The following is a 17,848-nucleotide window of genomic DNA, read 5'->3' on the forward strand; positions in this document are numbered from 1 at the left end:
ACTGGGGACTGGGGACTGGGGACTGGTGACTAATAACTAATGACTAATTACTAATTAAACAGTTCTTGATAAGCTTGATGACACTGTTGATAATTTTCTGCCAAAATTTCATTATTACCAAAACATAATTGCTCATGGGTGGTAATTAAGGTTTCATAAGGCTGAACAGGAGTTGCACTAGAAGTTAGTAATTGCAGATATTCGCCGTCTGTGCGGCTAGGTTGTTGAGGTGCGATCGCTTTTTCATGCAGTTGCTGTAACATAGCTAAATATAGATAACGGCAAGCTTCCTGATAGTTACCCTGTTGGTAAAATTCCTGGGCTTTAGTTAACAACAAGCTGATAGATAACTCATTAGCTTGATTTTTATTCTGGGAAATAAAGGCATGATCAAATCTTGCCAGCCAAGCATAAATGTAAGTATTAAATTCTTGCCATAAACGCCAAATTACCCAAACGAAAAATAAACCCAGTATCAGCCAAAATAGAATTTTTAGTAATTCAGCTACCCAAGGACTAATTGACCAACCAGGAGGTAATTCTGGCAGGGTTTTTTGAAAGCGTGAAAATTGGTATTCAAACCATTCTCCTACTTTTTCCTGAAATAAATAAAACTGCCAACCCCAGTTTGTTTTTTCAAAAGCATCCGTGTTCATAATTCGTAATTCGTAATTCGTAATTCGTAATTCGTAATTGTTAATTTTATCACCTGCCTACCCAGGTTTCTAATCCTTAATTTTTCGTTAGTCCACGCAGGTGGACTTTGCTTGTGTAGTAGCGTTCGCCGTCAGGCGTGCCGGAGGCTCTATTATATTCGCCTAAAACTTTTAAGACAACCTCTAAGGCTAGTACGGCTGCACGGAAGTCAACAGGAATATAAAATTTAATATACAGCCTATTACAGCTAAATGAATGAAGTACAAAATTGAATTATAAATCCTGGTCGCCAACGGATTTTAATGCTGATCACTGATAGCTGACTGCTATAAAAGAGAAATTTTCAAATGACTATTTACTTTTACAAAGTTTGGCAGCCCTATGGCTGTTTTTCTAACTTTTCTCCCCACCCTATCGAAATTGACGGTACTTACTGGCCAACAGTTGAACATTATTATCAAGCGCAAAAGTTTGCTGGTAGTGAGGATGAGGTTTTTATACCCTTAATCTATGCTGCACCTACCCCTGAAGAAGCGGCTGCTTTAGGTCGATGTGGCGATCGCAAACTGCGCTCAGATTGGGATCTGGTAAAAACTAATGTGATGCGAGCAGCTGTACTAAAAAAATTTCTCACTCATGCAGACATCAGAGAAGTGCTTTTAGTTACTGGGGATGAAATTTTGGTGGAAAATTCACCCACAGATTATTTTTGGGGCTGTGGAGTAGATAAAACAGGTCAAAATCATCTAGGTAAAATCCTCATGAGTGTGCGTGAACAAATCCGTCAGTTAATGTTGTTAAAAGCAATTACCAATTCTTGATAGCAATACCATCATTGCTGACGGTAAAGGAGGAATCTCTCAAAGCACGCAATATAATATTACGTGCGCCGTTAGCATCTCTTGTTTGCCCAATCTAAATTTCACACTACCAAAAGAGGGTTAGTAGCTAGTACAGCACGGCGTAAATAGGGCTTGCTGAATAAATCTAAAACCTAGATAAATCAAGGGATTGAGGATGATTAAAATTAAAATTGTGCAAGGTTTTAGGTACTGTGAGCCTAAGAAAGCTTGTACTTTGTTAGTATTGGCACAATTTCCAAATCAAAAAACTCCTTGATAGCGACTTGTACTGAGCCTGTCCTGAGCGGTGTCGAAGGGCGGTGTCGAAGTAAGCGTGGCGTAGCCATACTCCTTGAACTCCTGTACCCTCACAGATAACTTTTTCAGGAAACCCTAAATAGATTTGTTTCAAAACTTAAAATATAAATGAGTGAATACTATAAAATAGTAATAAACTAGAAACCCTTGCTAATAAAATATTTCTGGATGTAATTGACCTATTTACTCAACTTTTCTTAAATCATTTTTCCGATAAAAGTAAAGTTTAATTTCAAAAAGAGAAAGACTATAGACAAATAATTTTTGAGGTGTTATTTTAATAGTTGAAGCTAAAAAAAAAAGCTTCCCTGGCAGATCAAACAGCTAGAGTTGAAAAGAAAAGAAAAGAAAAGGAAAGACAAGAGAAAAGAAACGTAGTAAGAGGTTAAAAAGCTGTTAAATTCCTATCTGTCTCGTCGAAACACCGCAACACCCAACGCGAACGCTTATATTCCCTCAAATTAGTGAGAATCAGGGGGCAATGTAACTGGTTTTCATTCCTTGTTGATCAAGGTGATGAAAGAAAGTACATCCCTGGATAGTATAAACAAGGGGAGGGAAACACCAAGCTAGTAGATGTTGGGTGTTGTTGTGTTTGGTAATAAATAAGAAATAATGGGTAATGGGTAATGGGTAATAGGTAATAATTTATTACCAATCACCAATCACCAATCACCAATCACCAATCACCAATCACCAATCACCAATCACCAATCACCAATCACCAATCACCAATCACCAATCACCAATACGTAAGTTTGTACTACAATTGAATAGAAAAACAGTTTAAATAACGATTTATGTCAATTATTGCGCTCAGAGCGTGGTATCTACAGGATTATGAACCTATTACGGAATTGGAGAAACGCCCTCCAGATATTCGTTTGAGTAAAAAAAGCCTGCTAAAATCAGGGTTGCGTGCGGATTTTTTAGAAGATAGCGATGAAGTCAAAGCATCAACTTGGTTTAGGCGCTATTTGGAAGGTGAAAATATAGAATTTTATATTGAGGGTAGTGGTGGTTATTGTGTAGCGAACATTGACTTAATTAGTCATGAAATTTATTTAACTAAACAAAGTTTGTTAGCGCAGTTAGAACCAACAATTTTTTTCTGCTATCAAACTGAATATGCAAAATCTAGTGATTTGCTCAGAGAACAACTGCAAGAAAGTTTGCAAATTTTAAATGGTAAATCCCGTCTACCCCTAACATTAATAGAATCATCCCGTCCCAGTCATGCACCGCTAAGGTTAAATCGTACCATGATGCGGAAAATCCGTAAGAGTTTATTATTTATTGCGGATACCACACCTATTACCAGCATTGATGGGAAAGAAACTTGTCAATTAATTCCTAGTCCTAACGTCTGTGTAGAAATTGGTTATGCAATGGAAAATAAACGTTCTGAACAAATTGTACTAGGACAAATGCAACGTCCAGAATTAGAAGGACAATTTCCCTTTGATTTACCCACACAGCAAATTTTACAATTTAGGGACGGTGCAGAACTGAATAAAATCCTCACCATGACTATGGAAAATCAATTAGCACGATTTAAACTATTTTTTTGACAACTGTTTGTTTGAAAACTATTTTCTTAAATTTTTTCAGCCCATTTCAGATCCCCGACTTCTGTGAGAAATCAGGGATCTTAATTTTGAGAAGTCGGGAACTGTTGAGGGGGAAGTCAGCGTCATTTTGGGAAAGTAAGCTGTTGTGCATTTAATTTGTATAAGTGGAACAGGCATCTTGCCTGTTAAACAAGAGTTCAGAACATTAGGATTATACAATTTAGCTGTGTAACAGCTTAAAATTACGGTTTGTTGCCGTATTTTGGTACATCTGGCACTTCTCCCGTATGCTTACCCTTTTCATTGGGGGCTGACGTGGTTAACAATAGGTTGGATGTATAGAAAATAATGTGAATTTATGCCTAGAACTCCCAACGAATATGCGATTCACCTCCTGTTGGAAAGTGGTCATCGGGAAGAAGTGCGCTTTCCCACTATTCAAGATTTTCAAAAGTGGTATAGTGGTGAACTTGTACCAAAGTCTGCTTCTAATGACTTTATTAACGTACCGATTAAAAATATTCAAGGCGAATATATGGTGGTACGTCCTTCTAAGATTATAGGGATTCGGGTAGAACCGATTTTTAGTTCTAGTATTGAAAGATGATGAGAAAAACCCTTGCTTTGTTTTCCTTGAGTCTGGGAATTGCCTGTACAAGTCCTGTTAGCTCAGTTTTAGCTCAAGTAATGATTCCTCTGCCAGTACCAGCACCAGCACCAGAATCAATACCAGTACCAGTACCAGCACCAAATACGCCTGAAGTTTTACCAGCACTGCAACCTATTTCCCCGGAAACTGCTTGTAATTCTCAAAGATGCTTGGGTTGGGATGAGCAACTTTGGGGGAGAAATGGCGATCGCCAAGCTTTATTAACTTCCATTGATCACAGTTTGCGTTATCTGGAAACTAATAGAGCGGCGGAAATATATGCTAACTACCCCATCAAGGAGATTACTCTAGATCGGGTACGTCGGAGTTTATTACGCTTCCGACAACTGGTGGTGAGTTCTAAGTCAGCAGCCGAACTACAAGCGGCTGTACATCGGGAGTTTGCTTTTTACCAGTCTACAGGGAACGATGGCAAGGGTACGGTTAAATTTACTGCCTATTATGAGCCTGTGTATACTGCCAGCCGGGTGCGAACTTCTGTATACAGATATCCTATGTATAGAGTACCACCGGATTTTAAAGAATGGAAAAAACCCCATCCCAAAAGGGTAGAATTGGAAGGTAAAGATGGTTTACAAGGACATAAAGGCAGATTACGCGGTTTAGAAATGTTGTGGTTCCGCGATCGCTTTGATCCTTACATGATCCAAATTCAAGGTTCTGCCCAAATTAGATTAACCAATGGACAAAGAACTTCTGTAGGTTTTGCCGGAGGAACGGATTATCCTTGGACTAGCATTGGTGGGGAACTAGCAAAAGATGGTAAATTGCCATTAAGCGGTTTAACCATGCCTAAATTAATTAGTTATTTCCGCAGAAATCCCAGAGAAATGAATAATTATTTACCACGCTGGGAAAGATTTGTATTCTTCCAAGAAAACAACGGTGCGCCAGCTACAGGTAGTCTTAGCGTTCCTGTAACCGCAGAACGTTCAATTGCTACGGATAAATCTCTCATGCCTCCTGGTGCATTAGCATTGATTCAAAATGCGTTTCCTTTTCCTGCGGGTGGAGGGAGGTTAGAAAGACGCAGAGTTGATCGGTTTGTATTAGATCAAGATACAGGTAGCGCGATTAGGGGACCTGGTAGAGTAGATTACTTTATGGGTACTGGTAAATTAGCGGGCGATCGCGCTGGAATTACTGGAGGCAATGGATCATTGTATTATTTATTGTTGAGAGAATAGGTGACTGGTGACTGGTGACTGGTGACTGGTGACTGGTGACTGGTGACAGTAAACAGCGATAAGTCATAACTGATCTATCTCCCTCTGCTCCCTGCTCCCTGCTCCCTGCTCCCTTGCTTTTTCCCAGTCCTCAGTCCCTAATCCCTAGTCCCTAGTATGGTGGATAAGCAAATTCATCATCATCGGCGTAAATATAAGAATTAGTAACACCAGATATTTCTGCTTTAGAAACATCTGGTTTCATAAATTCTTTACCAAATTCTTTGTAATCTTCAAAAATCTTACAAATTGTTTCCGATTCAGGAGAATCAGAAGCAATCATATATTTTGTTAAATTTGAATCTTTAGGATGTTCATAATTTACAGTTGCAGCCACCAAAACAATATTCGGTTCAATACCTCTTTCTTCGCATTCAATAATCGGGCAAAAAATCCCATGTGCATGAAATAATGGACCTTTGGGAGTTAATGGTTTGTTCTGAAAACTGGCATAAGCTTTTTCTAATTCTCCCGCAAAACCCCCAGTCAGTCTACCTTGTTGATATTCAGAATAACTCTTACCAAAACTTGCGCCGGCTGCACCACTGAGAGTTAATTGTAAAGGTGATTGATGTAAAAACTTTTTATCTTCACCGACTAAAAAAATCAGATGGCGAGTGTAGATTTTAAATTTCAGTTTATTAGCTAAAAAATCATCTTTGTAATCTTTAAAAGTACCTAATCTAATTTTTGTGTCTCGGTCTTGAACGGATAAAGGACCACGACGAATAATTACTAATCTGGGGGTAGTGGTAATAAAAAATGTGTCTACTTCTCCAGAATCAAATTCATGTTCTATTTCTTGCCAATTATCATCAGGTTGAAAACCCACAGCTTGAGCATTATCGAGTTTAAGGGCTAAACCATAACTTTGTAAACCATCTTCACCATAGCGGGGTCTGATCATTTGACACCAGGGGAGGGTTTGGGATGGTGGGGCGTTAAATTTTTCGTCTTCAAAGTCGAACTTAGCATGATTACTGTTAGCAGATGCTTTAACCATTTTTGAATATCCGCGTGTTTTATTTTACAAGGTTATCTTTTGTACCATCTTTTGTACCATCCATTGAGGATGTGTGGCACTTTCTGAATTAGATTTTAACAATTTCGGTTAGGAGGTGGTTGGTTTGGGGTGAAGTGGGGGTAATTGGGTATAATTTTTATATCATGGGTGATAAGCGTCTATTTTAACGGTAATTTGTCGTGTTGTATCAGGGAAGGATAAGAGGGAATGAACCACGAAGACACGAAGGACACGAAGGAAGAGGAAAGAAGAGAAGAAGAAAGAAGGATGAGGAGGTTTAGTGATGAGGTTGAGAGTTTAGCTTATGCTGTGATTGGTGCTGCTATTGAGGTACATCGGATGTTGGGGGCGGGTTTTTTGGAGAGGGTTTATCATGAGGCGTTAGTTACGGAGTTTCGTTTGCGTGGTATTCCTCATAGGTCTAAACATTTGGTGGCGATCAGGTATAAAGGTCATCCGGTAGGTGAGGGGGAGTTAGATTTTTTGGTTGGTGATTCAATTATTGTTGAGTTGAAAGCGGTGGAAAAGTTATCTCCTATTCATGAAGCGCAGGTTATTTCTTATTTAAAAATGACTAATTGCCCTCTTGGTCTTTTGATTAATTTTAATGTTCCTGTTCTCAAAGAAGGTATTAAACGAATTATCCTTTCTTCTTAACTTCTCTCTTCTTCTTCTCTTCCTCTTCTTCCTTCGTGTTCTTCGTGTCTTCGTGTCTTCGTGTCTTCGTGGTTTGTTAACTTTATTAAATATTCTAGATTATGTCTCAAATTAAAACCTTAAAATGGAATTTTTTCAAAGGGGTTGCCCCTCTCGCATTTAATGTGTTTGATAGCGAAAAAGAACTAATATGGGCAGAAGAATCATGGAATATACTTATAAAAATTGGATTAGCTAATTATTCAAATTCATATGAACTGAGTCAAGTAAAAATATTTTTTTTGGCTTTAAGTGATTTTTATAATGAATTATGTAGCATGATCTGGACAAAAAAATATCCTAAGCCAGATTATTTAGAAATTGCCAAACAAATTCAAATCCGTGCGTTTCACATTGGACAAATAATTTCTACTGATTCAACTTGGAAATATGATAATGAACAAAATCAATTTTCACTTGCACTAGAACGATTAATCCAAAATTCACGGTATAATATTGCAAAATCATTGATATATAAATTTGGTAGTGAAGCTAAACTGCTGATATGGATTTACAGAAGTTTAGAAACAGAAGTTGATTATCATATAGATGATAGGTATGATGATAATGAAGATATTTCTTTTTTCTCATATAAAACTGATCAGGAAATTTTAGAGATATTAACAAGAGAAAATGATTATGCCTTAGCATGGCTTGAAAATCTATGTCAGTATCAAAATGATTTTAAGATCAATTTAATTTCTCATAGTGATTTAGAATCTAGACCCAATCCAAGCTATACTCTATATGAATGCGCTGATGACACTGCATTTCCTGAAGATAAACTAGATTTGTGGATACGTACCATAGAAAGGAAAAAACAAGGTATATTTTACGGTTCACCAGGAACAGGTAAAACTTTCATCGCTAAAAAAATAGCAAAGTTACTAATTAGTGAAAGTGACGGTTTTTATGAACTTGTCCAATTTCATCCAGCATACACCTATGAAGACTTCATTCAAGGTATCCGTCCTCAAAGTGAAAATGGTAAATTAACATATCCACTTGTTCCTGGTATATTTTTAGAATTTTGCAAAAAAGCAGAAGCACTTCAAGATACTTGTGTTCTCATCATTGATGAAATAAACCGAGCAAATTTACCACAGGTTTTTGGTGAATTAATGTATTTACTAGAATACCGTGATCAAGAAATTCCTCTCGCTGGTGGTAATAAATTTCGTATTCCTGAAAATGTCCGTATTATCGGCACAATGAATACCGCAGATCGTTCTATTGCACAACTTGATCACGCTTTACGTCGTCGTTTTGCATTTATTGAATTACGTCCTAATTATGATGTTTTAAGAAAATATCATGATGATTCAGATTTAGCCAAGAATTTAATTTATATCTTAAAACAATTAAATCAAGCAATTGATGATAAAAATTATGAAATTGGTATTTCCTTCTTTTTGACTCCTAACCTCAGAGACGATATAGAAGATATTTGGAAAATGGAAATTGAACCTTATTTAGAAGAATACTTTTTTAATAACCCAGAGAAAGTAGATGAGTTTCGCTGGGATAATATTAAGACTTATATACAATAACAATATCTCTAAAACTCTCTTCTCTTAGTGTTCTTCGTGTCTTCGTGGTTTATTTTTAGTGACTTGTGTATCAGTCATAAATATCAAGCAATATTTAACTATATGAACTCAGAAAATTTACAAATTATTGAAATCACAGAATATCAAAATAAATATTTTTCTCATAATGAAATTTCCGAAGAATACGGAATTACATTATATGAAAAATATAAAAACCAAGTAGATGTAGAATTTCCTAGTTACAAAACTCGCTATCAATGGAAATTAACCGCTAAAGGTTGGGTAGGTTACATTCCTGTAAATTTTGATTTTGCTTTAAAAATTAATCCCAAAGTACCTATTAAAAATTTATTTGGGATGTTGGAATATGCTTACAATTTAAAAAGTTTTAAATTTCTTGATGGTTTAATGACTTGTGATTCTGTAGAGGATTTTTATAATCAACTAGCTGATATTTTAGCAGAAAAAATTATAGAACGTTGTCGTAAAGGTTTATATCGTAGTTATGTACCCAAAACTGAAAAATTAACTTATGTACGGGGTAGGTTAAATGTTCAAGAAATTATTAAAAAACCTTGGGATGTAAAATTACAATGTACATATCAAGAACACACTGCGGATATTATTGATAATCAAATTTTATTCTGGACACTTTTTCATATTGGACATAGTGGTTGTTGTTCAGATAAAGTATCACAAATAGTTAGAAAAGCTTACCACGCTATGCAGGGAATGGTATCTTTAAAAATTTGTGATGCAAAAGATTGTCTTGAGCGAAATTACCACCGTTTGAGTAATGATTATTATACATTACATCAACTTTGTAGATTCTTTTTAGATAATTCTATTCCCAGTCATGAACATGGTCAAAATACAAGTTTACCGTTTTTGGTAAATATGGCTAAACTTTATGAAATGTTTGTTGCAGAATGGTTAAGGGAAAATTTACCACCACATTTAACTCTGAAAACTCAAGAAAGAATTATCATAGACAAAAACATATATTTTCAAACTGATTTAATTATCTATGATGCTCAAACTTTAACTCCTAAATATATTCTCGATACTAAATATAAGAATCCAGAAAATATTTCTAAGAATGATTTAGCTCAAGTAGTAGCTTATGCAGTTTCTAAACATTGTTCTGAAGCGGTGTTAGTTTATCCTACAGTTTTAAATAATCCTTTTAATCAATATGTTGGAAATATTAAAATTCGTGGTCTGAATTTTTCCCTTGATGATAATTTGGAAGATGGGGGAAAGGCATTTTTAAAACAACTTTTTTCTTAAATTATCCAGGTATAATTAGATTTTACTAACAATAGCGATCGCACTAATTAATTAACTCTTCCTCTTCTTCCTTCGTGTTCTTCGTGTCTTCGTGGTTCGTTATCAAAATAATCCTGTAAATCCTTAAATCCTGGACATCCTGATTCTGACAAAAAGACTTTACAGATTCCCGACTTCTATCAATCTTTACTCATAAATACCATAAACTTAACAAAGAAGTCGGGGATCTTTGCTCAATTTCCGTAAATATCAGAGTTTACTAGGTCATGATTTATTTGAAAAATATGATATCAAAATCCTAGCTAATCAAGTGGAATTTTATCCCAGATAATACTTAAAATTTTGTATTTAAATTACACTACCTGGTGGTAAAACCAGGAGTATAGAAAATACATATTTATAATCGTTGCATTATATTTAAACCGTGTGTATCAGTTCCACAGGTGTTAAATAAACCGTATTCTTCTGCTAACATTTGCACTTTTTTCGTTTCTACAGAACAAGGTTTCCAAGGGTTAGGATTTTTATAAGCGTAGAAAGTCTCAACCCCATCAATACCATATTCCGCTGCTTGAGGAATTAAATCAAAGTGCGATCGCTTGTAACGGGCAGGATGAGCAAGTACAGCTAGTCCACCAGCGTCATGAATAGCTGCAATAACGTTAGCTGCTTGATAATCTATACCTGTAGAGGCTTTTCTTTGTAGATAAGGTTTCATACTGGAATGTTCTATTTCAAAACCATAAGCCAAAATATGTACTTCAGCATCTAGCAAACCTGCATTAATTTCTACACCACTCCACAAATGAGGAATGCTGCTATCAGCATGATTCCATTTCCAATCTTCTAACCAATCTCGTGCTACTTGATACCCACCAACCGTATGATGATCAGTAATTGTAAGCCCTTTCAAACCAATGGAGATCGCCTGTTCCATAAGTATATGTGGATGCAATCTACCATCCGAAAATACCGTGTGTAAATGAAAGTTGAAAAACCTGGGACAACTTTGAGCATCAAGGCTTTGGAAGACTTGTTTTAACATTTCTGTGGAAGCAGTAGTCCGGGCAAAATTTACAACCATAACCCCCTCTGATCAAAAATATGTGATTCTGAATAAAAGAACGTGGCACACTTACATACAAGAAATAGAACCGAGAAATTACTAGCACATTAAGCTAGTATTTAAAGCTACTTTTTAGGCTACAGTAATGATTTTTTTGCGATTTGTTAAAACTACGTTAGCAAATCTCAATCATTACAGTCATGAGTATTTTTGATTACTTATATAAAGAAATGCTAAATTTTTCAGAAAATTTCTATAAATACTGATACTGATATAGTTGTCAGTGATCAGCCGTCAGCTCTTGTTATTCAATTGCTATGAAAAATCTCAATTTCAGAGAAATGATAAATTAGTCTTAGCTGACTGCTGATGGCTGAATGCTTAAAAAAGACCAATTAATTCACCAGAACCAGCCACGACTTCACCAATGGTAAAAGAGGGAATATCCTGTGATTGAAAATGGCTAATTGCTTGTTCTGCTTGTTCGGGGGGCAGTATTAGCACAAATCCCACACCCATGTTAAATGTATTATACATAGATTCTGCACCAACAGAACCGGCTTGAGCTAACCACTGAAACACAGGGGGAATATTCCAACTACCAGGATTAATTTTAATAGCTTGACCTGTTCCCAGACATCTGGGTAAATTTTCTGGTAAACCCCCACCAGTAATATGTGCCATACCGTGAACTTTTAAACCATTTTTCAATGCTGCTAATATAGATTTAACATAAATGCGGGTAGGAGTGAGAAAAGCATTACCGAGAGTTTGCCCATTTAATAACTCTGGGGTATCATTCCAAGAAAAACCACCATTACTAACAATTTTTCTCACTAAACTTACACCATTACTGTGAATACCTGCACTAGCTAAACCGATGGCCACATCACCTACTTGCACCTGAGAACCATCTAGCATTTTGCTTTTTTCGACTATCCCCACACAAAAACCCGCTAAGTCATATTCACCGACTTGGTAAAAACCAGGCATTTCTGCGGTTTCTCCACCTAATAAAGCCGCACCTGCGAGTTTGCAACCAGTAGCTATTCCTGCCACTACCTGAGTTAACTGCTCTTTATCCAGCTTACCAGTAGCTACATAATCGAGAAAAAATAGCGGTTCTGCTCCTGATGTTAGCACATCGTTAACACACATCGCCACTAAATCAATACCTACGGTGTCATGGCGGTTGAGAATTTGAGCAATTTTTAGCTTTGTACCCACACCATCTGTACCAGATACCAATACTGGTTCTTGATAACCTGTAGGCAGTTGAAAACAGCCCCCAAAGCCCCCTAAACCACCTAATACTTCTGATCTGAAGGTACTGTGAACTAAATTGCGAATTTGGTCTACAAAAGCTCTACCTGCTTCAACATCAACACCTGCATCCCGATAATCCATGACTGTTTACACCGTGATCATTCTTTTTTCAACCCCGTTTATTATAGGGTAATTGGTAATTGGTAATTGGTAATTGGTAATTGGTAATTGGTAAATTTATTACTGTCACCTGTCACCTGTCACCTGTCACCTGTCACCTCAAAATACCTGATCTTCAATACCTCGCCACCATTCACCTAAATTCATTAAATCTTGGTGAATATCTGCTAATTCTTCCTCGTAAGCTTCCGGTGATATTGTATCTCGCCGTTCTTGTAATTTTTTCAGCCGCAGTTGTACTAATAACCAAGGTTTAGAAATACTATCTGTAGCTTCTAGATATTGTGCTAATTCTTTACTATCCATAAAACCTGAATTTATTTTTCCTTTCATTGGAATTTTTCTGGTAAGCTGGTGGTTTACCACGCACGATAACGGAATCATTAGAGTTTAAGTTAACACCAGCTAAAGATAGAACATCACGCAGTCTGCCACCTGTAATTTAATTTTACTACTCGGCCACCACACTCGAAAACCAACATTTTCTGTGAGGGAAAGACTAAATAAACCGGTCTTCCTTCCTCATGAGGAATTGGTTGATCATCTTTGGCAACTGCTAAAATAATTGGGTACTTGAGTAAATCTTCATAGTTACTTGATAAGCGTCATAACAGACAAAAGTAATTTCCGTAACACCGCTTTGAATGGCAAATTTTTGTAATAGTGAATTTACGTCTATTCCAGTAACCTAAAGCTAAGTTTTTCCAGACTTTCAATATAACCACATTCCAAACTATTACTTGAGACGGTTTACAGGTGACAGGTGACAGGTGACAGTAATAAATTTACCAATTACCAATTACCAATTACCAATTACCCATTACCAATTACCAATTACCAATTACTAACAAATTTTATGGTATTACAAGTACAAAATAACACTTACGAAGCGAAAACCCAGGAAATTGCTAAACAGGTTCTCGCTGCAACTGAGGAAAGTCGCTCTTTTTTGGCTTCTTTGCGCGATCAGATGCGCTGGGATGATAAGTTACTCGCTTGGGCTATGAGTAATCCTGGGTTACGAGTCCAGTTATTTCGATTTATTGATACTTTACCCGCTTTACATAGTAAATCAGAAATTGCATCCCATTTGCAAGAATATTTGGGTGATGAGTCGGTAGAATTACCCGCAGCTTTAAAGGGTATGCTGAATTTTGCTAACCCTGATTCTATGCCGGGACAGGTAGCGGCTACAACCGTGGAAACTGCTGTGCAAACTTTGGCACATAAATATATTTCTGGGGAAAATATCCAACAAGTAATCAAAACGGTGGAAAAGCTGAGAAAAGAAAAGATGGCTTTCACTATTGATTTACTTGGGGAAGCGGTAATTACGGAGATAGAAGCACAATCTTATTTAGAAAAATACCTAGAATTGATGCAGCAGTTGGTTGAAGCATCGAAAAAATGGCAGCATATCCCCGCTATTGATGAAGCTGATGGGGAAATGATTCCTAAAGTGCAGGTTTCAGTAAAATTAACTGCGTTTTATTCCCAGTTTGATCCGTTAAATGCTGATGGTAGTGAACAACGGGTGAGCGATCGCATTAAGATTTTATTACGTCGTGCAAAAGAATTGGGTGCAGCAGTCCATTTTGATATGGAACAGTACGCCTATAAAGATATTACTTTGAAGATTCTCAAAAAACTATTATTGGAAGAGGAGTTTCGTGAACGTACAGATATCGGGATCACTATCCAAGCATATCTGCGTGACAGTGAACAAGATGCAAAAGATGTCATTGCATGGTTAAAACAGCGCGGTTATCCTCTTACTATTCGTTTGGTTAAAGGTGCATATTGGGATCAGGAAACTATCAAAGCTGAACAAAAACACTGGAAACAGCCTGTTTTTAATGATAAAGTGGCAACAGATGCCAATTTTGAGGCGATAACTCAGCTTTTGTTAGAAAATCACGAGTATGTTTATTCTGCCATAGGTAGTCATAATGTTAGATCCCAATCTAGGGCGATCGCCATAGCAGAAAGTCTCAATGTTCCCCGTCGTCGTTTTGAAATGCAAGTTCTTTATGGGATGGGTGATAAAATTGCCAAAGCCTTGGTAGATAAGGGTTATCGGGTTCGGGTATATTGTCCTTATGGTGACTTATTACCGGGAATGGCTTATTTAATTCGTAGATTGTTGGAAAATACGGCAAATAGTTCTTTTTTACGTCAAAATCTGGAAAATAAGCCTGTTGATGAGTTGTTAGCTCCTCCAATTATAGATTTTTCTCACGCAAAGGCGCAAAGTCGCAAAGAAGAGAAGGAAGGTTTTGTTGGTGTTGCGGATACGGATTATGCTGAGGAGGAGAAAAGAAGGGTTTCTCAAGTTGCTTTCCAAAATGTGCGTCAGCAGTTGGGTAGGACTTATTTACCTTTGATTAATGGTGAGTTTGTAAATACGACAACGTTTGTTGATTCTCTGAATCCTTCTAATTTTGGTGAGGTTGTTGGAAAAGTAGGTTTAATCAGCGTTGAACAAGCTGAGGAAGCAATGAAAGCTGCTAAAGCTGCTTTTCCTGGTTGGAAGAAGACACCGGTTAAGCAACGTGCTGATATTCTGCGGAAAGCTGCTGAGTTGATGGAAGAAAGACGTGCTGAACTTTCTGCTTGGATAGTTTTGGAGGTGGGTAAACCTGTTAAGGAAGCTGATGGGGAGGTTTCGGAAGCTATCGACTTTTGTCTTTATTACGCTGATGAGATGGAACGTCTTGATCAAGGTGTAATCTATGACGTTGCTGGTGAAACTAATCGTTATATTTACCAGCCTAAAGGAATTGCGGTTGTAATTTCTCCTTGGAATTTTCCTTTGGCTATTGCTTGCGGTATGACTGTTGCTGCTTTGGTTTCGGGGAATTGTACTTTGCTGAAACCTGCGGAAACTTCTTCTGTGATAACTTCTAAGTTGACGGAAATTTTGATTGAAGCGGGAATACCTAAAGGTGTTTTTCAATACGTTCCTGGTAAGGGTTCTCAAGTTGGTGCTTATTTAGTGAACCATCCTGATACTCATGTAATTGCTTTTACTGGTTCTCAAGAAGTGGGATGTCGAATTTACGCAGAAGCAGCAATTGTAAAACCTGGTCAAAAGCATCTGAAAAAGGTAATTGCGGAGATGGGAGGGAAAAACGCGATTATTGTTGATGAAAGTGCTGATTTAGACCAGGCTGTTGTCGGGGTTGTCCAGTCTGCTTTTGGGTATAGTGGTCAAAAGTGTTCTGCTTGTTCACGGGTTATTGTTTTACAACCTATCTATGATGCTTTTGTAGAAAGGTTGGTGGAAGCTACGAAGTCTTTAAATATTGGGGAAGCGGAGTTACCCAGTACCCAAGTTGGTCCGGTGATTGATGGAAATGCACGCGATCGCATTTTAGAATATATTGAGATTGGGAAAAAAGAAGCTAGTTTAGCTTTGGAGTTATCTGCACCCAATCAAGGTTATTTTATCGGACCTGTGATTTTTTCTCAAGTTCCCCCAGATGGAGTTATTGCACAGCAGGAAATTTTTGGTCCTGTTTTATCGGTGATTCGTGCTAAGGATTTTACGGAAGCTTTGGAAATTGCCAATTCTACAAACTACGCTTTAACAGGTGGTATTTATTCTCGTACACCTTCCCACATTGAACAAGCACAAGCAGAATTTGAAGTTGGTAATTTGTATATTAACCGCAATATTACCGGGGCAATTGTCGCTCGTCAACCTTTTGGCGGTTTTAAGCTTTCTGGTGTAGGTTCAAAGGCAGGTGGTCCAGATTATTTATTGCAGTTTCTAGAACCAAGGAGTATTACAGAGAACATTCAACGTCAGGGTTTTGCACCAATTGAAGGTAATGAATAATTAGGGTTTGCTGAGAAAGTCTTTCCGTGAAAATTAAGAATTTCCAGGAGTCAGGAGTTTGAGGATATCAAGGAGTTTTTTGTATTTTCAAACGAGGTAAAAACCAACAAAGTGCAAGGTTTTCCTACTCATAGCTTCCAAAACCTTGCACCTATTTTCTTTGTTATCACCCTCAAACTCTTTATCCATCCAGGTTTTGAGTTTATTCAGCAAACCCTAAATGTGTATCTCATCTCTATGTTTTCGCCACACTTCGTGAAGGGAATCTGCTGGATGTGATATAATTTTTGATTGTTGATGGCTTAATTGTTGTAATCTATTTGTTAAATCTGCGATCAATTTTTTAGCATTTTGTTTTAAACATCCAGGAATATAATCTTGTACTTTTATAGGTTCAGCAATTTGAATATTTACATCTGTTCCCCAATTGGGATAGGGTTGACTATAGTTAATAGCTACAGGAATAATTTTGATGTCTAACCCTAGATGCAGATGTTCTGCATTTAAAGCTAAACGCGCAACACCTGATTTTAAAGGGTGAACTTTGCTATCTCGAAAAATATCACCTTCGGGATAAATCACCAACATTTCTCCCTGTGAAATTAACTCTACTGTATGACGCAAGGCGGCGATCGCAGGTTTTTGAGTATCTACAGGAAAACCTCCCATGCGTTTTACCAACCAACCTTGTATTCCTTGACACTCACTGCTTGTCACCATAAATCGGAGATCTCGACCACTAACATAACGACCTGTAGCATAGGGTAACAGCAAGGAATCCCAACGGGAACGGTGAGTAGGTGCAAGAATCACTGGTCCAGTTTTGGGGATATTTTCTTGCCCCAAGATGTCAATTTTACCAAAATACATAGGTATCACCACATTATGCCCCAAACTATAGGCTAAAGAAGTTAACCAAGGGGAAACCTGTGATCTACTAAAAACCACCTTAGAAGTTTTAGAGATATTTGTTAGTTGAGAGGGGGACTTGGTAGACGCAGAGTAAAATTCCTTCATAACGGTGGCTGAAATTTAGCTGGTAAAATGTGACGCAAACTTGATTATGTCCACCGTAAATTTTCTTGAGTAATTTTTGTTTTCCTATCTGGACAGTTTAACCTCTGTCTGTTATTTATGCTTATGTCTTTTTGCTGCAAACCAGGACTGTAATTGTTGACGACAAGCTGATTCTAGAATACCTCCTACTACTTGTAAACGGTGATTGGATGCGGGGCTTGAGGGTATGTTAATAACAGTACGTACTGAACCAGTTTTAGTATCGTCCACACCATAGACAATTGTCGCCAAACGTGCATGGACGATAGCACCTGCACACATTGGACATGGTTCTAATGTGACGTAAAGGGTACATTGATCTAAACGCCAACTTTGTAAGGTTTTTGCGGCTGAACGAATAGCGATCACTTCCGCATGGGCAGTAGGGTCTTTATCTCTTTCTTTTCTATTTTCACCTGTAGCTATTAAATTACCTGCTGCATCAACAATGACTGCACCTACAGGAATTTCCCCCGCTTCACCTGCTACCTGTGCTAATTCTAAAGCTTGATGCATCCATTGTTGGTGATTGAGGATTGGTGATTGGTGATTGGTCATCAGTTATTAATCCCCCCCTGCTTCCCCTGCTTCCCCT

Annotated in this window: 15 protein-coding genes; 8 read left to right on the forward strand and 7 right to left on the reverse strand. The window is 37.4% G+C overall.

Going from position 1 to position 17,848, the window contains the following annotated elements; translation table 11 throughout:
• Window positions 1-50: 50 nt before the first annotated feature.
• Complete coding sequence (locus H5968_RS12320; protein ID WP_187040187.1) at window positions 51-656, reverse strand: DUF4129 domain-containing protein; 606 nt, start codon at window positions 654-656, stop codon at window positions 51-53.
• A 348-nt stretch (window positions 657-1,004) separates the two neighbouring features.
• Between H5968_RS12320 and H5968_RS12325 the strand changes: the two genes are divergently transcribed.
• The 4 genes from H5968_RS12325 to H5968_RS12340 all read left to right on the forward strand — a co-directional run bounded on the left by H5968_RS12325 (window position 1,005) and on the right by H5968_RS12340 (window position 5,245).
• Complete coding sequence (locus H5968_RS12325) at window positions 1,005-1,478, forward strand: NADAR family protein (RefSeq protein WP_137667507.1); 474 nt, start codon at window positions 1,005-1,007, stop codon at window positions 1,476-1,478.
• Between the two features lie 1,139 nt (window positions 1,479-2,617).
• Window positions 2,618-3,388: a hypothetical protein gene (locus H5968_RS12330; RefSeq protein ID WP_187040188.1), complete on the forward strand. Its 771-nt coding sequence runs from the start codon at window positions 2,618-2,620 to the stop codon at window positions 3,386-3,388.
• Window positions 3,389-3,746: 358 nt separating this feature from the next.
• Window positions 3,747-3,995, forward strand: a complete 249-nt coding sequence (locus tag H5968_RS12335; protein ID WP_187040189.1) for a hypothetical protein — start codon at window positions 3,747-3,749, stop codon at window positions 3,993-3,995.
• Window positions 3,995-5,245, forward strand: coding sequence for a murein transglycosylase A (locus tag H5968_RS12340; RefSeq protein WP_187040227.1), 1,251 nt, complete (start codon window positions 3,995-3,997; stop codon window positions 5,243-5,245). Before H5968_RS12335 ends, H5968_RS12340 begins: the two co-directional genes overlap by 1 nt.
• 151 nt (window positions 5,246-5,396) lie before the next feature.
• On the opposite strand, the gene H5968_RS12345 is transcribed toward H5968_RS12340, so the two are convergent.
• The gene (locus H5968_RS12345) at window positions 5,397-6,287 is read right to left on the reverse strand and encodes a DUF5895 domain-containing protein (protein WP_187040190.1); all 891 of its coding nucleotides are present in this window, start codon (window positions 6,285-6,287) and stop codon (window positions 5,397-5,399) included.
• A gap of 228 nt (window positions 6,288-6,515) precedes the next feature.
• Here H5968_RS12345 and H5968_RS12350 point away from each other — a divergent pair, with 228 nt between their 5' ends.
• The 3 genes from H5968_RS12350 to H5968_RS12360 all read left to right on the forward strand — a co-directional run bounded on the left by H5968_RS12350 (window position 6,516) and on the right by H5968_RS12360 (window position 9,844).
• Entirely contained in the window at window positions 6,516-6,965 is a 450-nt protein-coding gene (locus H5968_RS12350; protein ID WP_187040191.1) for a GxxExxY protein, read from the forward strand.
• A 101-nt stretch (window positions 6,966-7,066) separates the two neighbouring features.
• The gene (locus H5968_RS12355) at window positions 7,067-8,554 is read left to right on the forward strand and encodes an McrB family protein (protein ID WP_187040192.1); all 1,488 of its coding nucleotides are present in this window, start codon (window positions 7,067-7,069) and stop codon (window positions 8,552-8,554) included.
• 102 nt (window positions 8,555-8,656) lie between these two features.
• A complete protein-coding gene (locus tag H5968_RS12360; protein WP_187040193.1) occupies window positions 8,657-9,844 on the forward strand; it encodes an McrC family protein in 1,188 nt (395 codons plus the stop codon).
• 397 nt (window positions 9,845-10,241) lie between these two features.
• Here H5968_RS12360 and H5968_RS12365 read toward each other — a convergent pair whose 3' ends face one another.
• The 3 genes from H5968_RS12365 to H5968_RS12375 all read right to left on the reverse strand — a co-directional run bounded on the left by H5968_RS12365 (window position 10,242) and on the right by H5968_RS12375 (window position 12,662).
• A complete protein-coding gene (locus tag H5968_RS12365; RefSeq protein WP_187040194.1) occupies window positions 10,242-10,928 on the reverse strand; it encodes a PHP domain-containing protein in 687 nt (228 codons plus the stop codon).
• Between the two features lie 363 nt (window positions 10,929-11,291).
• A complete protein-coding gene (purM, locus tag H5968_RS12370) occupies window positions 11,292-12,317 on the reverse strand; it encodes a phosphoribosylformylglycinamidine cyclo-ligase (protein WP_187040195.1) in 1,026 nt (341 codons plus the stop codon).
• Between the two features lie 138 nt (window positions 12,318-12,455).
• A complete protein-coding gene (locus tag H5968_RS12375; protein WP_187040196.1) occupies window positions 12,456-12,662 on the reverse strand; it encodes a hypothetical protein in 207 nt (68 codons plus the stop codon).
• Window positions 12,663-13,212: 550 nt separating this feature from the next.
• Here H5968_RS12375 and pruA point away from each other — a divergent pair.
• Window positions 13,213-16,197: an L-glutamate gamma-semialdehyde dehydrogenase gene (pruA, locus tag H5968_RS12380; RefSeq protein ID WP_187040228.1), complete on the forward strand. Its 2,985-nt coding sequence runs from the start codon at window positions 13,213-13,215 to the stop codon at window positions 16,195-16,197.
• Window positions 16,198-16,413: 216 nt separating this feature from the next.
• On the opposite strand, the gene H5968_RS12385 is transcribed toward pruA, so the two are convergent.
• Complete coding sequence (locus tag H5968_RS12385; protein WP_187040197.1) at window positions 16,414-17,214, reverse strand: 1-acyl-sn-glycerol-3-phosphate acyltransferase; 801 nt, start codon at window positions 17,212-17,214, stop codon at window positions 16,414-16,416.
• 111 nt (window positions 17,215-17,325) lie between these two features.
• A complete protein-coding gene (gene tadA, locus H5968_RS12390) occupies window positions 17,326-17,811 on the reverse strand; it encodes a tRNA adenosine(34) deaminase TadA (protein ID WP_222620664.1) in 486 nt (161 codons plus the stop codon).
• Window positions 17,812-17,848: the final 37 nt, after the last annotated feature.

Source organism: Sphaerospermopsis sp. LEGE 00249 (assembly GCF_014299995.1).
In the GTDB taxonomy this organism is placed as follows: Bacteria; Cyanobacteriota; Cyanobacteriia; order Cyanobacteriales; family Nostocaceae; genus Sphaerospermopsis; species Sphaerospermopsis kisseleviana.